Consider the following 20,463-nt stretch of genomic DNA (forward strand, 5'->3'; position numbering starts at 1 on the left):
AGCGGCAAGGCGCGCATGGCAGCAAGCAGGAGGGCGGGATAAACGACGAAGCCGGCAAGGTGCCGGCTCCGTTTGCGCTCAGAGAGAGCGGCTATGACGTCAGGGGTTACTTGGTGCCGAAGATCTTGTCACCGGCATCCCCCAGACCCGGGACTATGTAGCCCTTCTCGTTCAGCCCCTGGTCGATGGAGGCGCAGAACAGCTCCACGTCGGGGTGAGCGGCTTCCAGCGCCTTGATCCCTTCCGGGGCGGCAACCAGCACCAGCACCTTGATGGACTGGCAACCCTTCTTTTTCAGCAGGTCGATGGTGGCTATCATGGAGCCGCCGGTGGCCAGCATGGGGTCGATGACCAGGGCCAGACGCTCTTCGATGTTGCTGACGATCTTCTCGAAATAGGGAACCGGCTGCAGGGTCTCTTCATCGCGGTAGATACCGACCACGCTGACACGGGCACTCGGCATGTGCTCGAGCACGCCATCCATCATGCCAAGACCGGCGCGCAGTATGGGCACGACTGTGACCTTCTTGCCCTTGATCTGGTCAACTTCCACTGGCCCGTCCCAACCATCGATGGTAACTTTCTCGGTTTCGAAGTCAGAGGTCGCTTCGTAGGTCAACAGACTGCCCACTTCCTTGGCCAGTTCACGGAAACGCTTGGTGCTGATGTCGCCTTCGCGCATCAGGCCGATCTTGTGCTTGACCAGGGGGTGTTTGACTTCAACGACTTTCATTATTATCTCCTCGAACCGGCGCCAAAAAATCGCGGAATCATACAACAAAAGCCACGGCTTGTAGAGCTTTTCCACGTAAAAACGCGCAAACGATTTTCTTTCTGCTTTTACCCGCCCGCTGGTAGAATACGCCCCGAATTTTACCCTCCACTTCTCTATATGACGGGGAATACGCGTGACTGACAAAACCTCACTGAGCTACAAGGATGCTGGCGTAGATATCGATGCCGGCAATGCACTGGTTGAACGTATCAAGGGCGTGTCAAAGCGCACTCGTCGTCCTGAAGTCCTTGGTGGTCTTGGCGGCTTTGGGGCCCTGTGTCAAATCCCTGCTGGCTACAAGGAGCCGGTACTGGTATCCGGTACCGACGGTGTGGGCACCAAGCTGCGTCTGGCCATCGACCTGAAGAAGCACGACACTGTGGGCATCGATCTGGTGGCCATGTGCGTCAATGACCTCATCGTGCAAGGCGCCGAACCCCTGTTCTTCCTCGACTACTATGCCACCGGCAAGCTGGATGTGGACACCGCCGCCGCCGTGGTCACCGGCATAGGTGCAGGCTGCGAGCAGTCCGGTTGCGCCCTGGTGGGCGGCGAGACCGCCGAGATGCCAGGCATGTATGAAGGGGAAGACTACGACATCGCCGGTTTCTGCGTCGGTGTGGTGGAGAAGAGCGAAATCATCGACGGCAGCAAGGTCGGCGAAGGGGATGCCCTGATCGCCCTGGCCGCGAGCGGCCCCCACTCCAACGGTTTCTCCCTGGTGCGCAAGATCCTGGAGGTCTCCCAGGCCGACGTGCATCAGCCGCTGGGTGAGACCACCCTGGCCAATGCCCTGCTGGAGCCGACCCGCATCTATGTGAAGCCGGTGCTCAAGCTCATCAAGGAGTGCGAGATCCACGCCCTGTCCCACATCACAGGTGGCGGCTTCTGGGAGAACATCCCCCGCGTGCTGCCCGCCAATACCCAGGCGGTGATCGACGAGCAGAGCTGGCAGTGGCCGGCGGTGTTCAGCTGGCTGCAGCAGGCCGGCAACGTCACCCGTCACGAGATGTACCGCACCTTCAACTGCGGCGTCGGCATGATCATCGCCCTGCCGGCGGATCAGCTGGACAAGGCGCTGGCCCTGCTCAAGGCCGAAGGCGAGAACGCCTGGCACATAGGCCACATCGCCAAGGCGGCCGATGGCGAAGAGCAAGTCATCATAAAATGACCTCTCCCATGAAACGGATCCTGGTGCTGATCTCCGGCAACGGCAGCAACCTGCAGACCATTCTCGACCACTGCGCCAGCGGCAAGGTTGCCGGTGAGGTGGTCGGCGTCATCAGCAACAGGGCCGATGCCTATGGTCTGGTTCGCGCCAAAGAAGCCGGAGTGGCGACAGCCATCCTGGCCCAGCAGCAGTTTGCCAGTCGGGAAGAGTATGACGTCGCCCTGCTCGCCCTGATGGCGGACTATCAGCCGGATCTGGTGGTGCTGGCCGGTTTTATGCGGATATTGAGCGCCGATCTGGTGCGTCACTTCGCCGGGCGGATGATCAACATCCACCCCTCGTTGCTGCCGAAATACCAGGGGCTGCACACCCACCAGCGCGCCATCGACGATGGGGAGCGCGAGCACGGCGCCAGCGTCCACTTCGTCACCGAGGAGCTGGACGGCGGCCCTGTTATCCTGCAGGCTCGCGTCCCCATCTTCGAAGGGGACAGTGCCGACGAGGTGGCCGCCCGGGTCCAGGTCCAGGAACACAGCATCTACCCCCTGGTGGTGCAGTGGTTCTGCGAGGGACGGCTCAAGATGCAGGAGGGCGCAGCCCTGCTGGATGACGTCCTGCTCGGCCCGGCGGGTTATGCCAGCGAGTAACCGCTGCTCGCTGCATGCAAAATGTAACAAAGGGAGGCTTTGGCCTCCCTTGTCATTTCTGCATATCGACGCCATGACATGCATTCATGTCAGATGACGCCGCTATGCGGCTAATCGACCCTATACCGGATTGTCGATATCGATAAAGGTTACTTCCAGCCCGTGCACGGTGGCGAGCCACTCCCCCAGCGCCTTGACGCCGTAACGCTCGGTGGCGTGATGACCAGCTGCGTAGAAGTGCATGCCCATCTCGCGAGCGGTGTGGATGGTCTGCTCTGAAGCCTCACCCGAAATGAAGGCATCGATGCCCTGCTCTGCCGCTTGGTTGATATAGCTCTGACCGCCGCCGGTGCACCAGGCCACTGAGCTGATGAGCTCGGGGCCGCTGTCGCCACAATGGAGCGGCTCGCGACCGAGCCGTTCGGCAATCAGTTTGGCAAAGTCAGCTCCGCTCATGGGCTCTTCCAACTTGCCCACCATGGCGACGCTCTTGCTGTTCCAGGGTTCGAGACCACGGCGCACCTTGATGCCGAGCAGTCTGGCGAGCTGGGCGTTGTTGCCCACCTCGGGGTGCACGTCCAGCGGCAGGTGGTAGGCAAACAGGTTGATATCGTGGGTCAGCAGGGTCTTGAGGCGGCGCTGCTTCATGCCGGTGATCTGGGGCGGTTCCCCGCTCCAGAAGTAGCCGTGATGGACTAGGATGGCATCGGCATCCAGGGCCACGGCCGCATCGATCAGGGCCTGGCTGGCGGTAACGCCGGTGACCACCCGGCGAATGCGCTCGCGCCCCTCCACCTGCAACCCGTTGGGACAGTAGTCCTTGATGGCATGAGGCTCGAGCAGGTGATTGAGCACGGTTTCCAGTTTGCGATGAGAGATCATAGGAGTCCCTTGTAAAGGCGCTGCTCCCCTTTGTCTGCGATCAGGTTCTTGTCTGCAGTCACAACGGGGCCCAGGCTCATGATGCCGAGGGCCCCATGATAATCGAGCCTGGCCAGCAAGGCCATGACACCGGCAACAGGTGCTAGGCGGGCAGCTCTATGCCGGCGTCACGCATCTGGGCCAGCTTGTAGCGCAGGGTGCGCGGGCTGATGCCGAGCTTGTCGGCCACCTCCTTGCGGCTGCCGTTGCACTCCTGCAGGGTGTCCAGGATGATCTGGTGCTCCTGCTGCTTGAGCTCGCCGCCGAGCCCCTCCCCCGACAGACGCTCGAGGGGGCGCACCAGCTCCTCGTCCGTCTCCTCCAGGATCAGATGTTCGCAATCGATGAGACCTTCGGGGCAGAGGATCAGGGCCCGCTGCACCACGTTGTCCAGCTCGCGCACGTTGCCGGGCCAGGGGTGGGTCAGCAGGCGCTCGCGCGCCGCATCGGCCAGCTGCGGTGTCGGCAGACCCTGCTGACTGGCATGGAGTGCCAGCAGGTGCTCCGCCAGGGGCAGTATGTCGCCGGGCCGCTCCCAGAGGGAGGTCCAGCGCAGAGGGAAGACGTTGAGACGGTAGTAGAGATCTTCACGAAACAGGCCGTCCTGCACCGCTTTCTTCAGATCCCGGTTGCTGGTGGCGATGACCCGCACGTCCAGCGGGATCATCTTGCGGCTGCCGAGCCGCTCCACCTCTTTCTCCTGCAATACTCGCAGCAGCTTGGCCTGCAGCCCCAGATCCATCTCGGTGATCTCGTCGAGCAGCAGTGTGCCGCCCTGGGCCTGCTCGAACTTGCCGGGGCACCCCTGCACGGCGCCGGTGAAGGCCCCCTTCTCGTAGCCGAACAGGGTCGCCTCCAGCATGTTCTCCGGGATGGCGGCGCAGTTGATGGCGACGAAGGCCTGCTCGGCCCGGCTGGAGTTGTCGTGGATGTAGCGGGCCAGCACCTCTTTGCCCGTCCCGCTCGGGCCTGTCACCATGACGGTGGCCTCGCTTCTGGCCACCCGGGTCGCCAGCTGGAACAGCTCGGCGGTCCTGGGATCCCCGTACACCACGGCGCGCTTCTCCACCTTCTGGGCCGGCACATAGCGGCTGACCTGGTTGAGCAGCACCTCGGGGGAAAACGGCTTGGCCAGATAGTCGATGGCCCCTTCGCGCATGGCGCGCACGGCCCCGTCGATGTTGGCGTAGGCGGTCATCAGGAGCACAGGTACCTGGGGATATTGCTGGCGGATGTTGGCCAGCAGGGTGAGGCCGTCCATGCCTCCCATCTGGATGTCAGAGATCACCATGTCGAAGCGTTGGCGAGAGAGCGCCAGCAGGGCCCGCTCGCCGCTGTCCACCTCGCGGCACTCGTAACCGCCGAGCAGCAGGGTATCTACCAGCGCCTCGCGCAGGCCGTTGTCGTCTTCCACCACCAGAATACGGGCCTGGGTCATGCCACACCTCCAACCACGGGCCCGCAGGCCTTGCACCACAGGGACAAGATGGGATTCATGCTACACCTCCAAGCTGCACCGCTTGTTGATGCAGGGGGAACGACAGGGTAAAACAGGTTCCTTCTCCGGGCACCGAGGCCACGCTGACCTCCCCCTGATGGGCACGCACCACAGATTGCACCACGGCAAGCCCGAGGCCTGTGCCCTGGGAGCGGGTGGTGAAGAAGGGTTCGAAGATCTGGTTGAGCAGCTGGGCAGGCATCCCCTTGCCATTGTCGAGGACGCGCATCTCTACCCGGTTACCGCTGCGCACCGCGCTCACCAAGAGCGAATCGGCTCCGGCCTGCCGGGCGTTGGCGATGAGGTTGTTGATGGCACCGGCCAGCGCACTGCTGTTGGCGAGCAGGCAGAGATCCGGCTCAGGCGCCTCCATGTGCAGCGCGCAGCCCTGCTGCTGGCAGAAGGCCTCGGCACCGGCCTGCACCTCCGCCAGCAGCCCCTGTACCGAGACAGGAGCTACCACCTGGTTGTCGCCGTTGCGGGCAAACAGCAGTATGTCGTTTATCTGCTTCTCGAGATCCTGCAAGCGAGCCATCAACTTTTGCTGGAACTGGGTGCGGGATTCCGGTTTCAGGGTGCGGTTCGCGAGGTTGGCTGCATAGAGCATGGCGGCGGAGAGGGGGGTGCGGATCTGGTGCGCCAGAGAGGCCGCCATATTGCCCAGGGCCGACAACCGTTTCATGTGGTTGACCCTGTCCTGCAACTGGCGGGTCTCGGTGAGATCCGTGATGAACACCAGCTGGCCGGGCTGATCCGGCAGCGGCTGGGTGGAGAGTTGCACCCGGCGACCATCGCGCAGGGAGATCTCGTGGCCATCGTCTTCCCTGGGCTGGAAACAGCGGGCGATGATCTGGCGCCAGGCCTGTCCCTCCAGCGGCTCCCCCAGCAGGGTCAGGGCAGCTGGGTTGGCGCGAGTGATCCGCCCCTCCCCATCGAGCAGCAGCACGCCGGTCGGCAGTGCCGTGAAGATGGCATAAAGCTGACTCACTTCGTGTGACTGGAGCGGGTTGTCCTGCTGCGAGATTGTCATAAAGCTGACCTCAAACTGGCGATTGGGTCAGCTTATTCAATTTCCATGCCAGTAAATTATTTGTTATATATCAATATCTTGACCATATCCGTCAAAGCATTGACCTCAATTGTCCTTGCTCATGCCGTATTTTTTCATCTTCTCCACCAGCGTGGTGCGGCGCATGCTCAGCAGGTCGGCGGCGCGGGCCACCACTCCATCCTGGGACTCCAGCGCCTGGCGGATCAACTCCACCTCGAGATCCGCCAGCATCTCCTTGAGATTGAGCCCCTCCTGGGGTAGCTGCATGGGTAGCGGCGCGGCAAGGCCGGGATCCAGCACTGGGGGCGTCTGGAACACGGCGGCCAAGGCATCCCGCTCGTCCATCTCGGTCAACCGCTCGTCCCTGGGCTCGCACGGCAGCAGACGGTAGCGGCCCGGCAAGTCGGCCACGTCGATGATCTGGTTCGGGTAGAGGATCAGCAGCCGCTCGATGAGGTTCGACAATTCGCGGACGTTGCCAGGCCAGGGGTACTGCATCAGGGACTCCATGGCCCGCTGGGTCAGGCGGATGATCCCCCTGTGCTGCTCCCCGTGGCGGTTGAGCAGCTCCTGCAAAAGCAGGGGAATATCGTCGCAACGCTCGCGCAGGGGCGGCGTCTCGATGGGGAATACGTTGAGGCGATAGTAGAGATCTTCGCGAAAACCCTGGGTGCGGATCATCGCCTCCAGATCCCTGTGGGTCGCCGCTATGATACGCACATCGGCCTGGATGGGCTTGCCGCCACCGACCCTGTCGAACAGTCGCTCCTGCAGCACCCGCAGCAACTTGACCTGCATCGGCAGCGGCATGTCACCGATCTCGTCGAGGAACAGGGTGCCCCCCTGGGCCAGCTCGAAGCGACCGCGACGGGCGGCGATGGCGCCGGTGAAGGCCCCTTTCTCGTGGCCGAACAGCTCGCTCTCCAGGAGCTCAGCCGGAATGGCGCCGCAGTTGATGGGCACGAAGGGGCCGGCGCTTCTGGCAGAGAGCTCGTGAATGGCGCGGGCCACCACCTCCTTGCCGGTCCCGGACTCCCCCAGGATCAGCACGTTGGCATCTGTCTGTGCCACCTGGCCGATGAGGCGGCGCACCTCCTGGATCCCACGCCCCTTGCCCACCAGCAGTCGCAACAGGGTCTGGCCCTTGTCGTGCACCTGCTGACGGGGATGGAGGGAGATGAAGGCCTGACAGAAGTGCAGGTGACGGGTCAGGGACTCGTAGGTATAGGGCTCGTCGCTGCCACCGATGAAGTTGCTGTTGGGGTGATCCGCAGGCATCAGGGAGAGGAAGGGGATGCGGGGGAAGGCGGCGAGCAGCTCGCCGAGGGTGCGCTCCAGCAGCTTGCCCGTCAGTATCCCTTGCAGCGGGCCGGAGGACTCGATGGCCACATCGAGATCGGCTTCCACTACCTCCTGCCAGGGGATCCCCATGAAGGAGAGCACGGTTCCCAGTTGCTGACGCCGCGCTTCATCGGCATCCACGATCAGCACACCCATAGCCATCATATCCATATTCTCACACCTGAAGCCAAGTTATTGTTTTTAAACTACTTATGATAGTTAGCTATGCACAATGTCATAAAGGCCACAAAGTGCCAAAATTCTGGCGGTTTGTCAAAACTTGTCGCGTTTGGCGCGGCCCGGGCGGGATGGGGATCACATTCGGACAGCCGCTGTCGGCCAGGCGCCCGGGGTGGAACGCGGTGCAGGAGAGGCAAGGCGCCGGCCGCAGCCGGCGCCAGAGCGGGGATCAGTGCCTGGCCTGCTCCTGGGGGGCGGCGTAACGGCACTCGGGGAAACGGCTGCAGGCCAGGAACAGACGGCCGGCATGGGGACCCTTCTTCGCTTCCCGGGCCACCAGGGGCGCCGCGCAGCGGGGGCAATGGGGCACAGAGGCGGAGGCCTCCTCCTCCTCTTCATCCGGGCCGATGAAGGGGTTGTCCATCAGCACCGGTTCCTGCTCGTCAGGCTGGGGCGGCTCGGCCTGTGGCGACCTGGACATGCGCCCCCCGTGGTGGGATGCACTCAAGTCCACCCCGTCGAGCAGCAAGGGATTGAAGGTCGGCTCGCGACGCTCCCCCGGCAACAGCTCCTCCACCGGGAGACTCGTCTTGACCAGCAGGGGCAACAACTGCTCGCGCAGCTCGTCGACCTGGTAATGGCTGCTGGCCGGGATCTGCAGCAGAGGCAGGCCCGCACTGTCACAGGCGGACTTCAGGAAGAGATCCCGCACCTTGCGCTTCTGGTGGCGATGGGCGCTGTCATCGAGTTCGACGGCGCACAGGAAGGAGAGATCCGTCGGGTGGCAGAGCAGATAGTCAAAGCGCTTGGCGCTGATCATGTCGAACGCCTGCTGCCATTTGCCTTTGCCCAGCCGCGCCTGCGGGGTCAGCACATCCGCCACCCTGACCTTGGCAAAGACCCGGGCCTGGTCGCCGACCGCCAGATCCAGCACCCCGAGGAAGGCGCGCTCCGCCGGGCTGAACAGGGTCTCCTGCAGCTCATAGGGCTCGGTCTTGCCCCTCTTGCTCCTGCGCCAGAGGATCACCAGCAGGAGCAACACCAACAACACGGATCCCGATACGACAAGGCTATTCATAAACACATACCCCGTTCACAAGACATATCCAGTTCATCAAACACGAAGGGGCAACACTCTACCACGGGGGAACCCCGGCAGGCAGAGCTGAAATCAACGCCGCTCGGGCATTCGCGTTTTTTCACTAAATTTGCGTGGGGCGGGCTTCATATGGCCTGTCGCAGCAGGCACAATGCTAGAGCCTATGGACGTTTCGGCGCACAGAAGATACCGCAACGGTCGCGGCGAAACGTCAACTGACCCCAAGCAGTCCCATTCAAGGAGAGCAGGATGCAAAAGCAATTGGTCGTCACCGTGATCGGCGCAGACAAGCCCGGCATCGTCGAGAGCCTGGCCGACACCATCACCCGTCAGCAGGGCAACTGGCTGGCCAGCTCCATGAGCGAACTGGCGGGGCAATTTGCCGGCATTTTGCACGTCGCCGTGCCGGATGAACACTATCGCAGCCTGTGCGAGGCACTGGTGATGCTGCCGGGTCTCACCGTGAGCTTCGCCGAAGGCCAGCTCAGCCCCGAACCCGCCCACCAGCTGATGCTGAGCGTCACCGGTAACGACAGACCCGGCATAGTCCACGAGGTAGCCAGCATTCTGCGCCAGCTCAACATCAACGTCGCCGACCTCACCACGGGATGCGAGCCCGCCCCCCACTCCGGGGCCCCGCTCTTCTATGCACATGCTTTGGTGGCCCTGCCGCCCCAGCTCGAACTCGACGATCTGATCACCGCGCTGGAGTCCCTCTCCGACGATCTGGTGGTCGACATCGATCACGATCTGACCGAATAGCGCGGGTTGTCATAAATTTGTCATGGTTTGACGCCATAACTTCCGCGCAGACGCAACCTGAGCACAGAGGCACCAGATGAGCACCGACAGGCAGTATGAAGAGAAAGAGCTTAGCTGGCTCTCATTCAATGAACGGGTGTTGCAAGAGGCAATGGACAAGACGGTCCCCCTCATCGAGCGGGTCCGTTTTCTGGGGATCTTCTCCTCCAACCAGGACGAGTTCTTCAAGGTCCGGGTCTCTGACGTCAAGCGCCGCATCCTCATCAACGAGGTGCACGGTGGCGACGACGAGGCCAAGGTGTTGCTGCGCGCCATCCAGCAGAAGGTGATGGCACTCGGCGAGGCGTTTGACAACACCTACAAGGAGTTGCTGATCGCCCTGGCCCGCCACAACATCTTCCTGGTGAATGAAAACCAGCTCTCCGAGGCGATCCAGCAGTGGCTGCGGATCTTCTTCAAGGAGAAGGTGCTGCGTCATATCATCCCCATCCTCCTCAACAAGGAGGTCAACCCGGTCAAGTTCCTCAAAGACGAGCACACCTATCTCGCCGTCGAGATGAAGAAGAACGGCCAAGTGATCCAGTACGCCCTGGTGGAGGTGCCGACCGACGACCTGCCCCGCTTCTTCCAGCTGCCGCCGGAGGGGACCCGCCGCAAGAAGCAGATCATCATCCTGGACAACGTCATCCGCTTCTGCCTGGACGAGATCTTCAAGGGCTTCTTCGACTACGACGAGATAGCGGCCTATGCGGTCAAGCTGACCCGGGATGCCGAGTACGATCTCTCCGACCAGCTGGATCTGAGCCTGGTGGACAAGATGAGTGATGGCCTGAAGCAGCGCCTCACCGCCATGCCGGTGCGCTTCGTCTACGAGCGGGAGATGCCCGCCGCCATGATAAGTTTCTTGAAGCTCAAGCTGCAGATCAGCTCCTACGACGCCATCATGCCGGGCGGGCGCTATCACAACTTCAAGGATTTCATCGGTTTCCCCAACGTGGGCCGGGACTATCTGGAAAACCCCAAGCTGCCGGCCCTGGATTGCCGTGATTTCGATGGCTTCGTCAACGCCTTCGACGCCATCACCAAGCAGGACATACTGCTCTACTACCCCTACCACAAGTTCCACCACTTCACCGAGCTGGTACGCCAGGCGGCGTTCGATCCGGCGGTGAGCGCCATTCGCATCAATATCTACCGGGTTGCCAAGAAGTCACGGATCATCCACTCCCTCATCGACGCCGCCAACAACGGCAAGAAGGTGACAGTGGTGGTGGAGCTGCGCGCCCGCTTCGACGAGGCGGCCAACATCGACTGGGCTAATATCCTGACCGATGCGGGGGTCAAGGTGGTGTTCGGGGTGCCGAGCCTCAAGATCCACTCCAAGCTCTGCCTCATCACCCGCCATGAAAATGGCGAGGCGGTGCGCTACGCCCATATCGGCACCGGCAACTTCAACGAGAAGACCGCCAAGATCTACACCGACTTCTCCCTGCTGACCCGCCATCCGGACATCACCGCCGAGGTGGAGGGGGTATTCGAATACATCGAGTACCCCTATAAACGTTACAAATTCAACCACTTGCTGGTCTCCCCCATCAACTGCCGTCGCCAGCTCTATCGTCTCATCGACAACGAGCTGGCCAACGCCAAGGCGGGCCAGCCCTGCGGTATCACCCTCAAGATCAACAACCTGGTGGACAGAGACCTCATCAACCGACTCTATGCCGCCGGTCAGGCCGGGGTGCCCATCCAGATGATCATCCGTGGCATGTGCGCGCTGCGTCCCGGGGTGCCTGGCCTCAGTGACAACATCCAGGTCATCAGCATCATCGACCGCTTCCTCGAGCATCCGCGGGTCATGGTGTTCCACAACAAGGGCAATCCCCAGTTGTTCATCTCCAGTGCCGACTGGATGAGCCGCAACATCGACGGCCGGATCGAGGTGGGTACCCCCATCTACGACGAGCGGCTGAAACAGCGCATCCTGGACATCCTCGATCTGCAGCTGAGCGACACCTGCAAGGCGCGGGTCATCGATGCCGACCAGAAGAACGAATACGTGAAGCGGGGCAACCGCCGCAAGGTTCGCTCCCAGGTTGCGATTTACGACTATCTCAAACGTATCGAGTCAAACAATGGACAATAGTCTGTACGCCGCTGTCGATCTGGGGTCGAACAGCTTCCACATGGTCATCGCCCGCCTCAACGAGGGGCGGATGCAGATCGTCGATCGCATCAAGGAGCGGGTTCGCCTCGCCGAGGGGATGGATGAGCAGCGCCGCATGTCGGCAGAGGCCATGGCACGGGGGCTCGACTGCCTCGCTCTGTTCGCCGAGCGCCTCACCAACATCAAGCCGGATCAGATCCGCATCGCCGGCACCTACACATTGCGCCGAGCCAGCAATGCCCGCGACTTCGTGCGCGAGGCGGCCGAGGTGCTGAACCACCCCATAGAGATCATCAGCGGCCAGGAAGAAGCCCGCCTCATCTATCAGGGGGTCGCCCATACCCAGCACATCGAGGGCCAGGTGCTGGTGGTGGACATAGGCGGCGGCAGCACCGAACTCATCATCGGTGAGGGATTCGAACACAAGGCCCTCACCAGCCGCAAGATGGGCTGCGTCAGCTTCACCCAGAGCTTCTTTGGGAACAGCAAGCTGAGCGAAAAGGCCTTCAACGGCGCCGTGCTGGAGGCGCAGCACCAGCTCGCTCCCATCATCAACCAGTACCGCAAGCTGGGCTGGCAGAGCTGTCTCGGCAGCTCGGGCTCCATTCGAACCGTGCGCGACGTCTTGCAGGGGGAGGAGTGGACCGATGGCGCCATCACGCTAGCGGGACTGGAGCGGCTGAAAGAAGAGATGCTCAAGCACAAGCGGGTCGACCAGCTCAAACTCGCCGGCCTCACCGAGGAGCGCCAGGGAGTCTTTGCCGCCGCCGTGGCCATACTGCTCGGGCTCTTCACCTCATTGCCCATCGAGCGGATGGAGTACTCCGACGGTGCCCTGCGCGAGGGGCTGCTCTATGAGTTCGAGGAGCGACTGCAGCACCACGACATTCGCGAGCGCACCGCGCTGGCCCTCAGCTCCCACTATCACATCGACAAGCGCCAGGCCACTCGGGTGGAGCGGAGCGTCCTCGATCTGTTCGACGCCCTGAGCGACCCCTGGGAGATGCCCATCGAGCCCTATCGCGCCATCCTCGGCTGGGCGGCGCGGCTGCACGAGATTGGCCTGGCCATCAACTACAGCGGCATCCATCGTCACTCAGCCTACATTCTGCAAAACACGGATCTGCCCGGTTTCAACCAGGACGATCAGGCCCTGCTGGCGGCCCTGGTGCGCTTCCAGCGCAAGGGGCTCAAGCTCTCGGAGCTGCCCGCCCTGCCCAACCACGACGAACAGACGGTGCTGCGCTGCATCCGCATCCTGCGCCTCGCGGTGGCGGCCCACCACAGGCGCCAGGACAACCTGCTGCCGGAGTGGCGGGTGCAGGCCGCCGGGGATCAGCTGGTGGTCACCCTGCCCACCGACTGGTGCGAAGAGAACCGCCTGCTGATCCAGAACCTGGAGAAGGAGCACCGCTATTGCCAGGAGCAGGGCTGGCCCCTGCTGTTCCAGCTCGGGTGATCGTTCACCTCAAACGAGAAAAGGCAGCCGATGGCTGCCTTCTTGCTTTCAGTCTATGTCACTGCAGCTCGGGCAGCAGCCACTTGGCGATTTCGAAATAGATGATGAGGCCGGTGCCATCCACCAGGGTGGAGATGAAGGGGGCAGAGACCACGGCCGGATCGATGCGCAAGCGACGCAGCACCATGGGGATGATGGAGGCGACAGTGGCGCTCCAGAGCACGATGGCGATGATGGTGAGGGTGACCACCATGCCGATCTGGGGACCCACCCCCAGGCTCCAGGCCCGTACCCAGGCGGCAATCGCAATGGCGACCGAGATGAGCAGACCGGTGGAGAGCTCTTTTCTGAGCACTGTACCGAGGTTCTTCAGGCTCACCTCCCCCACCGCCATGGCCCGCACTATGGTGGTGGTGATCTGGGTGCCGCTGTTGCCGCCGGTGCCGATCAGCAGGGGGATGAAGAAGGCCAGGGCGATGGCCGCCTCCAGCTGCTCCTCGAAGGCCCGCAGCACTGTGCCCGTGTAAGCTTCCGCCACGAACAGGATGAGCAGCCAGCCCACCCGCTTGCGCCACAGCTGCCAGGGAGTTGCCTGCAGATAGGGGGTGTCCAGGGGGGATGAGCCCCCCTGCAACTCCGCATCCTCGGTGGATTCGAGCTCCAGGATGTCGGCGGCGTCATCCACGTGGAAGACCCCCACCAGGCGCCCCTGATCCTCCACCGGCAGGGTCGAGATGTCACGATCGATCAGCAGGCGGGCGGCCAGCTCCTGATCCGCCCGGGCGTTGATCCGCACCACCTCCCGCTCCATCAGCTCGCTCACCGGTCGCAGGGGATCGGCGATCAGCAGGGACTTGAGGGAGACGCTGCCGAGCAGGCGCTGCTCGCCGTCGACCACATAGAGGTGCTGAAACAGCTGAGCCTTGTCCCAGGCGTCATGGATCCGCCGCTTGGCGCTCTCCACCGTGGTTCCCTGATCGACGGCCAGGTATTCGTGGCGCATGTTGGCACCGACCGACTCGCTCGGCCAGTCCAGCAAGGAGGCATAGATGGCCTGCGCCTGGGTCGGGAAGCGGCTCAGCAGCCTGTTGCGATCCTGAGAGCCCAGCCTGCGCAAGATGGCCACCATCTCGCGCCGGGGAATGGCCTCCTGCAGCACGCCCACTATGCTGCCATGCAGGCGCAGCAGCAGCTGGCCTGCGCTCTCCGCCGACAGGGCGCCGAGCAGGGCGGCCCCTCGCGGCACAGGCAGGGTATCGAAGACGCAGTTGAGCTCTTCCGGGCGCAGGGTCAGCAGTTGATCGGCCCGCTGCACCGGGTCCAGGTTGTGGTCGAGCCAGCCCTGCAGGGCGGCGAGATCGAGCAGTTGATGACGGTTGAGCAGGGTGTGTGTTTTCTTCATCACAGATATCCTCATGTGATTTCAGGCAGGGCCTGAAGGCAACCGGCTCACACCGGTCGCTGTCGACAAGAAAACAGCAATTTGATTGACGAGTAACAGGCAGGAAATGACGCCGTCCGGCGTGTTTTCATCCCCACGTACCAGCTTTAGCACTGCATAACGTATCCGGCATGCCGGAAGCCACTTGGGTTGACACCTTAATCCGATGAAAACTGTCCTGATCTTGGGCGTCTCTGGACGTCGTGAGATCAGTGGCCTGTGTTTATGCAGGAGCCTCGCCTAACGAGATGCTGCGAAAAATACGCGCCACCTGGGTGGTGCGGGCGGCATCATCGGCGCCGGGGCGGGTCGAGTCAAGGCTCGTGGGGCCCCTGGCAACGGGTTGTTACAAATTGGGCGGGAAGCGGGCCACCCATGAAAAGAGCGCGACCCCGGGCCTGGGCCACGGGGGAGCGTGCGATCAACGGGTAGATATCAGCGGATATAGTCGAACAGGGTCAGCTTGCTTATTTTGCTGAAGGCGAGCTGGGAGGCGCTCATGGCCGCGTCCTCCTTGGAGAGCGCCGCAATCACCTCGTACATGTCCGCCTCGGATACCTTGGCCCGCGCCTGCTGGTTCAAGGTGCTGAGGCCATCGTTCGACCCCATCACCTGCTCCAGGCTGTTCATCCGGCCTCCCAGCTCACCGAGCCCCCTGTCTATCTTGGTTCTGGCGTTGTTCATGTGGGTGGTGGCATCCGCCACCGCCAGCTGGAAACCGTCCGCCGAGAGGCTGGGGTCGCGCAGGGCAGTGAGGAAATCGGACATGCCGTTGAGCACGCTGTCGTTCTTCGGCTTGTCCAGCATGAAGGTCTGATCCGCCCCCCCTGCCGGCAGATCCAGGCTCAACTCCAGCCCGTTGAAGGCGATCTTGTTGCCCGCGCTGTAGCCCCCGTTTTGCACGACTGTGCCGCCGCTGTCCGTGATCTCGTAAGTATCCGGCGGGCCCGCGACCGTGCTCACGGTGAACGAATTGCTGGCAAGAGATGAGTCATAATTGTTGCGATAGAAGCTCTCGAAATTGCCCTGGTCCCCCACCCCTACCTGGATGTTGGCGCTGGTGCCACTGGCGGTGCGCCGGGTCGCCACCATCTCGAACAGATCGAAGCCGGAGTCATTGGCCGGGATCTGCACCGTGGGGGAGACCTGGATGCTGCGCTGCCCCGTGTCCCCCTGGAACACATAGTTGCCGCTCCCATCTTTCACGAAGGGCTGGGTCTTGCTCTGGTTGCCGCCGAAGATGAACTCCCCCTGAGAGTTCTTGCTGTTCATCAGATCGAACATCTGCTTTTGCAGCCCCTCCAGTTCGCTTGCGATGGCGTTCCGCTCCTCCGAGCCCATGGCCGAGCTGTTCGCCTTCTGGATCAGGGTCTGGGCGCTCAGCATGGCGTTGTTGATGGAGGTGAGCACTGTCTCCTCGTGGCCCAGGCTGTTCTCCAGCAGGCTGCCGTTGACGCCGTACTGCTTGAAGAGATCGATCTCCTTGGTCAGCGCCATCTTCTGGCCCATGCCAGAGGGGTCTTCCCCCGCCCGGGAGAACTTCTCCCCCGTCATCAGCTGTTCATAGGCGGTATTCTGACGCTCGCTCACCTTGCTCATGGAGGCAAGGTTGCGGTCGTAGATCATGTTGGTGGTGATGCGCATGGGTTACCTCACGGACGACAGCAGGGTATCGAAGATGGTCTTGGCGGTATTGACTATCTGGGCCGAGGCGGCGTAGGACTGCTGGAAGCGGATGAGGTTGGCCGCCTCCTCCTCCAGGTTGACACCGGAGACGCTCTCGAAGATGGCGGTGCTCTGGGTCAGCTTGGCCTCGTTGGCCTGCAGCAACGTCTTGGCCTGGCTGGCCTTGTTGCCCACCCCGGTCACCAGGCCACTGTAGGCATCGTTGAAGGTCATCTTGTCGTTGCTGGTGGCGGCGTTGTTGTTCTTTCGCACCAGCTCCTTGTTCTGCAGCTCCGCCAGTGCCAGCCCGTTGGCGTTGTCGGCAAAGCCATCCTTGTTGTAACTCAGAGTGAAGCTGTCGTTGGCCTCCACCTTGCCGGTGATGCTGAAGTCGTAGCCCGGGGTCGGGGCCGGCACTATGGGGGTCCCCAACGGCATCTCGAGGGCGGCCATCAGGTTCTGCCCCTTGCTGGAGGCGGGTGCGACCCCGAGCAGGTTGTTGTTCTTGTCATAGACCTCGTAGTTGCCGCTGTCGTCGATCTTGATAACCTGAGGGGCGCTCGGGTCAAGGGTGTTGGTGCCAAAACCCGACCCGGCCCCTGTGTTGTAGACGCTGTTGACCTTGATCTCGCCCGAGCCCAGGTTCTGGGCGTTCTTGTCCGCCTTGATGGGGGATGCCAGCGCGATGTCTTCCGGCCGGGTGATCGCGGCCTCGAGGTTGGCTGCGGCATGCCTGGTGGGTTGCAGCACTATCTTGTCGCCCCCGACCGGAGTGCCGGACAGGTCGATCTCGATGCCGTGCCCGGCCACCTCGAACTTGGCGGGGGGCGTGGTGCCGGTCGCCACCGAGGTTCGCTGGCCTGAGCCGTCGATGGAGAAGACCTCGTAACCGGTGGCACTGTTGAACTGCACTTCGTAGTCGAAGGTGGTCACTTCCGAACCCTTGCCAGGCACGAAGTTGACGCTGGCCGCGCCGTTGCCCTGGTTGCCGGCATAGGGGAGCCCCTGGCTCCCCTTGAGGGAGAAGAGATCCCCCCCCAGCTCGTTGTCCAGATCCATGCCGAGACGATTCTGCTGGTTCATGGCATCGGCCATGGCGACCGCCAGCTGGCCCAGCTCCCGCTTGGCGGGCTCCAGATCGTTGCGCGCCGTGAAGAGGCCGCCGATGGCCCCTCCCAGATCCTTGTCATTGATGTTGGCCTGGTTGGCCCCCAGGGTCAGCTGAAGCCTCGCATCCCGGGAGTCCGGGCTGCCCGGCACCACCTTGAACTGGGCCACGCCGCCGTCCAGCACCAGGGAGTGCCCCGTGCTCATGTTGACCAGCATGCTGCCGTTGGGTTGGGTCACGGTGCGGACTTCCATCTTCTCGGAGAGCTGGCGGATCGCCTCGTCACGCTGATCGAACAGCATCAGGTTCTCTTCCGGCGAGCCCTGGGTGCGGATGATGGCCTGATTCAGATCGTTGATGCTGCTCAGCAGGCTGTTCACCCTGTCCGTCTCGTCCCCTATGGTGGCGTTGATGGTGTCGCTCTGCTTGTCGAGCTGGGCGGAGAGGGTGTGGAAGCGGTCCACCATGCCGTTGAGCTCGCTCAGGGTGGTCTTGCGCCCGCCCACTTCCGCCGGCGATTCGTTGGCGGTGTGGAAGGCCTTGAAGTAGGAGGTGATGGTGGTGCCCACGCTGTTGCTGGCATCCCCCAGCAGGCTGTCGATCTGGAACAGCTGATCGTAGCGCGAGCCTGCGGCATGGTAGGCGGAGGTATCCCGGCGCACCTCAGCCTGGGCGTAGGCGTTGATGACCCGCTCGCTCACCATGTCGCCCGTGCCCAATCCGACGGAATTGGTGTAGATCAGGGTGCGTTCACGTACATAGCCCTGGCTGTTGACGTTCACTATGTTGTTGCTGGTGGTCTGCAGCAGCCGCTGCTGGGCCAACACACCCGAAGTCCCGATTCCAAGCAGATCGCTTGCCATAGCTTACAGCTCCATCTCTGTGTTCCTGGTCGCAGTGTTGCCGGGTGACGAGTAGCCGGCGATGGCATCACTGCGCAATACCTGTTTCAGTTTGCTGGCGTACTGGGGATCGGTGGCATAACCGGCCTGCTGCAGCGCCTCGAAGTAGCGATCCGGGCTGTCCACTTTGGCCAGCGCGCCCTTGTAGCGGGTCCCCGAGGTCAGGAAGTCCACATAGTCGTTGAAGCTCTCTTCAAACGATTCGTAGGAGCGAAACGCCGCCTTCTGCCGCGACGCCACTCCTTGCTCGTACTCCAGGGTGCTCACCACGGCCCTGGGTCCTTCCCAGCGCGGATCCGCCTTGATGCCGAACAAGTTGTGGCTCATCTGTCCCTCCCCGTCCTTGATCACCCGCTTGCCCCAGCCACTCTCAAGGGCGGCCTGGGCCACCAGTACCGCCGGGCTCAGCCCCAGCTTGTCCGCCGCCTTCTTGGCCAGCGGCATCAGGCGCTCGACGAACTCTTCCGGACTGTCAAACACCTTTGCGCTCCCGTCCAGGGCCGATGCCCGCGGGCTGCTGCCCATGGGTGGCACGGTGCGATGGGGGCGTCTGGGCAGGGTCAACGGAGGCTCGGCCCCATTTACCCCTCCCTTCATCTCGTTCTTCATTTCGTTATCAGCAAAATCTTTGCCAACTTTGGAGGCTGCGATCAGATCGTTGGAGGCGCTGGGGGGTTGATAGGGTTTGTAGACCCGCTCGGTGCGCTGGGGCAACTTGAGGACCCGGCCGTCATTGTGGGTAAAGGTCTTCTCGGGGGAGAACTGCTTGGCCACCATCTCGGCAATGCCCAGCCCCCCCTTGCTCGACATGTCCGCGACCCGCTGCTCATCCAGCATCCCCTCGTAGAACTGGGTGTAACTGCTGTTCATCGGGTTGTCTTCGGTCAGCACCGAGTTGGCCTGGCGCATCCCCTTGAACAGGGTCTGGGTGAAGATGGACTCGAACTGGCGGGCAGCCGCCATCAGTGCCTCTTGCTTCCCTTCCTTGCTCAGGCTCATCTGGCGCAGCTTGTCCAGGTTCTGAACGTCCTGCACCATGCCAAGATTGATACCGCTCTGGGTGTCGAACTCTGCCATAACCTACCTCTTTGCCGCCCGTGGCAACCGCTTGCCGCTCAAGAAATTACAAAATGACCAGTTGACCCTGGATCGCACCCGCCTGCTGCAGGGCCTCCAGGATCGCCATCAGATCGCCGGGGGCGACCCCCACCTGATTCACCGCCCGCACCAGATCGTCCAGGGTCGCGCCGGTGTCGAGCTTGAACATACGTCCCGGCTCCTGCTGCACGTTGATGGTGGAGTTGTTGGTGACGGCCGTCTGCCCGCCGGCCAGCGGATTGGGCTGGGAGACCTGCTGGTTTTCGGCGATGGTGACCGTCAGCCCCCCATGGCTGATGGCGGCTGGCCGCAACTTGACCTCGCTGCCAATGACGATGGTGCCGGTGCGCGAGTTGACGATGATCTTGGCGGACTCGGTGGCCGGATCCACTTCCAGATTTTCGATGGTGGCGAGGTAAGAGACTCGCTGACTCGGATCCCGCGGCGCGAACACCTTGATCGAAGTCGCGTCCAGCGCCTGGGCCGTGTTCGGGCCCACCAGATCGTTGACCACGTCGGCTACCCGCCGGGCAGTGGTAAAATCTGGCCGGTTCAGGTTGAAGGTGATGGTGTCCCCCTGGGCGAAGGAGTTCGGCACCTCACGCTCCACGGTCGCCCCGTTGGCGATGCGCCCCACGGTCGGGGTATTGACCACTACCTTGGAGCCATCCGCCCCCTCGGCCCCGAGACCACCGACCACCAGGCTGCCCTGGGCCACCGCATAGACGCGGCCATCCAGCCCCTTGAGGAAGGTCTGGAGCAGGGTGCCGCCCCGCAGGCTCTTCGCCTCGCCGATGGCGGAGACGGTGACGTCTATGGTCTGACCCGGCTTGGAGAAGGGGGGCAGATCGGCGTGGATGGCGACCGGCGCCACATCCTTGATCTTGGGCTTGATGTTGTCCGGCACCTTGATGCCGAAGTTGTTGAGCATGGTCCTGAAGGTCTGCTCGGTGAAGGCGTTGTTCTTCTCGCCCGTGCCGGGCAGGCCCACCACCAGACCGTAGCCGATCAACTGGTTGCTGCGCACCCCTTCCACCGAGCTGAGATCCTTGATGCGGGAGGCGTGCGCCAGCCCGAACGGCAAGATACAGCACAGCAGGCCGAGCAAACGGAGTCGGTTCATGACATCTCCTGACTAAACCATCCTGGCCCCGGGTCTTCGTTGGCGACCCGGGGTC

The 20,463-nt window shown here is 62.6% G+C and carries 16 protein-coding genes and 1 riboswitch; of the genes, 5 read left to right on the forward strand and 11 right to left on the reverse strand.

The window, feature by feature from the left end:
• Positions 1-106: 106 nt before the first annotated feature.
• Positions 107-733 carry a uracil phosphoribosyltransferase gene (gene upp / locus ACB039_RS10700; RefSeq protein ID WP_371165630.1) on the reverse strand — a complete coding sequence of 209 codons (627 nt, stop codon included), beginning with the start codon at positions 731-733 and terminating at the stop codon, positions 107-109.
• Between the two features lie 175 nt (positions 734-908).
• Here upp and purM point away from each other — a divergent pair, with 175 nt between their 5' ends.
• Together purM and purN are read left to right on the forward strand one after the other, a co-directional pair.
• Positions 909-1,946 carry a phosphoribosylformylglycinamidine cyclo-ligase gene (purM, locus tag ACB039_RS10705; RefSeq protein WP_106886372.1) on the forward strand — a complete coding sequence of 346 codons (1,038 nt, stop codon included), beginning with the start codon at positions 909-911 and terminating at the stop codon, positions 1,944-1,946.
• Between the two features lie 8 nt (positions 1,947-1,954).
• On the forward strand, positions 1,955-2,593 hold the full coding sequence (purN, locus tag ACB039_RS10710) for a phosphoribosylglycinamide formyltransferase (protein WP_371165631.1): 639 nt from the start codon (positions 1,955-1,957) through the stop codon (positions 2,591-2,593).
• Between the two features lie 120 nt (positions 2,594-2,713).
• Here purN and ACB039_RS10715 read toward each other — a convergent pair whose 3' ends face one another.
• The 5 genes from ACB039_RS10715 to ACB039_RS10735 form a co-directional block, all read right to left on the reverse strand.
• A complete protein-coding gene (locus tag ACB039_RS10715; protein WP_226172269.1) occupies positions 2,714-3,475 on the reverse strand; it encodes a Nif3-like dinuclear metal center hexameric protein in 762 nt (253 codons plus the stop codon).
• 142 nt (positions 3,476-3,617) lie between these two features.
• Entirely contained in the window at positions 3,618-4,952 is a 1,335-nt protein-coding gene (locus tag ACB039_RS10720) for a sigma-54 dependent transcriptional regulator (RefSeq protein WP_139751088.1), read from the reverse strand.
• 55 nt (positions 4,953-5,007) lie between these two features.
• Positions 5,008-6,042, reverse strand: coding sequence for a PAS domain-containing sensor histidine kinase (locus ACB039_RS10725; protein WP_043128822.1), 1,035 nt, complete (start codon positions 6,040-6,042; stop codon positions 5,008-5,010).
• A 105-nt stretch (positions 6,043-6,147) separates the two neighbouring features.
• Positions 6,148-7,569 carry a sigma-54 dependent transcriptional regulator gene (locus tag ACB039_RS10730; RefSeq protein ID WP_371165662.1) on the reverse strand — a complete coding sequence of 474 codons (1,422 nt, stop codon included), beginning with the start codon at positions 7,567-7,569 and terminating at the stop codon, positions 6,148-6,150.
• Between the two features lie 244 nt (positions 7,570-7,813).
• A complete protein-coding gene (locus tag ACB039_RS10735) occupies positions 7,814-8,662 on the reverse strand; it encodes a DUF2726 domain-containing protein (RefSeq protein WP_371165632.1) in 849 nt (282 codons plus the stop codon).
• Between the two features lie 270 nt (positions 8,663-8,932).
• On the opposite strand from ACB039_RS10735, the gene ACB039_RS10740 reads away from it, so the two are divergent.
• From ACB039_RS10740 to ppx, 3 genes are all read left to right on the forward strand, one after another.
• Positions 8,933-9,445: a glycine cleavage system protein R gene (locus tag ACB039_RS10740; protein WP_106886366.1), complete on the forward strand. Its 513-nt coding sequence runs from the start codon at positions 8,933-8,935 to the stop codon at positions 9,443-9,445.
• Positions 9,446-9,521: 76 nt separating this feature from the next.
• On the forward strand, positions 9,522-11,591 hold the full coding sequence (ppk1, locus tag ACB039_RS10745) for a polyphosphate kinase 1 (protein ID WP_371165633.1): 2,070 nt from the start codon (positions 9,522-9,524) through the stop codon (positions 11,589-11,591).
• Entirely contained in the window at positions 11,581-13,071 is a 1,491-nt protein-coding gene (gene ppx, locus ACB039_RS10750; protein ID WP_371165634.1) for an exopolyphosphatase, read from the forward strand. The genes ppk1 and ppx overlap by 11 nt, the downstream gene beginning before the upstream one ends.
• Positions 13,072-13,129: 58 nt before the next feature.
• Here the strand turns inward: ppx and mgtE are convergent, their stop codons facing one another.
• The 5 genes from mgtE to ACB039_RS10775 all read right to left on the reverse strand — a co-directional run bounded on the left by mgtE (position 13,130) and on the right by ACB039_RS10775 (position 20,408).
• Complete coding sequence (gene mgtE, locus ACB039_RS10755) at positions 13,130-14,473, reverse strand: magnesium transporter (RefSeq protein WP_371165635.1); 1,344 nt, start codon at positions 14,471-14,473, stop codon at positions 13,130-13,132.
• 124 nt (positions 14,474-14,597) lie between these two features.
• Positions 14,598-14,767: riboswitch (M-box (ykoK) riboswitch) on the reverse strand.
• Positions 14,768-14,947: 180 nt separating this feature from the next.
• Positions 14,948-16,156 carry a flagellar hook-associated protein FlgL gene (gene flgL, locus ACB039_RS10760; RefSeq protein ID WP_371165636.1) on the reverse strand — a complete coding sequence of 403 codons (1,209 nt, stop codon included), beginning with the start codon at positions 16,154-16,156 and terminating at the stop codon, positions 14,948-14,950.
• 3 nt (positions 16,157-16,159) lie between these two features.
• Positions 16,160-18,148 (reverse strand): flagellar basal body rod C-terminal domain-containing protein, encoded by a 1,989-nt coding sequence (locus tag ACB039_RS10765; protein WP_371165637.1) that lies wholly within the window; start codon positions 18,146-18,148, stop codon positions 16,160-16,162.
• 3 nt (positions 18,149-18,151) lie between these two features.
• Positions 18,152-19,264, reverse strand: coding sequence for a flagellar assembly peptidoglycan hydrolase FlgJ (gene flgJ / locus ACB039_RS10770; RefSeq protein ID WP_218409221.1), 1,113 nt, complete (start codon positions 19,262-19,264; stop codon positions 18,152-18,154).
• A 46-nt stretch (positions 19,265-19,310) separates the two neighbouring features.
• Positions 19,311-20,408 (reverse strand): flagellar basal body P-ring protein FlgI, encoded by a 1,098-nt coding sequence (locus tag ACB039_RS10775; RefSeq protein ID WP_041206051.1) that lies wholly within the window; start codon positions 20,406-20,408, stop codon positions 19,311-19,313.
• Positions 20,409-20,463 lie beyond the last annotated feature (55 nt).

It is taken from the genome of Aeromonas sp. S2(2024) (assembly GCF_041402505.1).
Lineage (GTDB): Bacteria > Pseudomonadota > Gammaproteobacteria > Enterobacterales > Aeromonadaceae > Aeromonas > Aeromonas media.

Coding starts and splice junctions, on each gene's coding strand:
- upp (WP_371165630.1), bottom strand. CDS start 733: ATGAAAGTCGTTGAAGTCAAACACCCCCTGGTCAAGCACAAGATCGGC.
- purN (WP_371165631.1), top strand. CDS start 1,955: ATGAAACGGATCCTGGTGCTGATCTCCGGCAACGGCAGCAACCTGCAG.
- ACB039_RS10715 (WP_226172269.1), bottom strand. CDS start 3,475: ATGATCTCTCATCGCAAACTGGAAACCGTGCTCAATCACCTGCTCGAG.
- ACB039_RS10720 (WP_139751088.1), bottom strand. CDS start 4,952: ATGACCCAGGCCCGTATTCTGGTGGTGGAAGACGACAACGGCCTGCGC.
- ACB039_RS10725 (WP_043128822.1), bottom strand. CDS start 6,042: ATGACAATCTCGCAGCAGGACAACCCGCTCCAGTCACACGAAGTGAGT.
- ACB039_RS10730 (WP_371165662.1), bottom strand. CDS start 7,569: ATGATGGCTATGGGTGTGCTGATCGTGGATGCCGATGAAGCGCGGCGT.
- ACB039_RS10735 (WP_371165632.1), bottom strand. CDS start 8,662: ATGAATAGCCTTGTCGTATCGGGATCCGTGTTGTTGGTGTTGCTCCTG.
- ACB039_RS10740 (WP_106886366.1), top strand. CDS start 8,933: ATGCAAAAGCAATTGGTCGTCACCGTGATCGGCGCAGACAAGCCCGGC.
- ppk1 (WP_371165633.1), top strand. CDS start 9,522: ATGAGCACCGACAGGCAGTATGAAGAGAAAGAGCTTAGCTGGCTCTCA.
- ppx (WP_371165634.1), top strand. CDS start 11,581: ATGGACAATAGTCTGTACGCCGCTGTCGATCTGGGGTCGAACAGCTTC.
- mgtE (WP_371165635.1), bottom strand. CDS start 14,473: ATGAAGAAAACACACACCCTGCTCAACCGTCATCAACTGCTCGATCTC.
- flgL (WP_371165636.1), bottom strand. CDS start 16,156: ATGCGCATCACCACCAACATGATCTACGACCGCAACCTTGCCTCCATG.
- ACB039_RS10765 (WP_371165637.1), bottom strand. CDS start 18,148: ATGGCAAGCGATCTGCTTGGAATCGGGACTTCGGGTGTGTTGGCCCAG.
- flgJ (WP_218409221.1), bottom strand. CDS start 19,264: ATGGCAGAGTTCGACACCCAGAGCGGTATCAATCTTGGCATGGTGCAG.
- ACB039_RS10775 (WP_041206051.1), bottom strand. CDS start 20,408: ATGAACCGACTCCGTTTGCTCGGCCTGCTGTGCTGTATCTTGCCGTTC.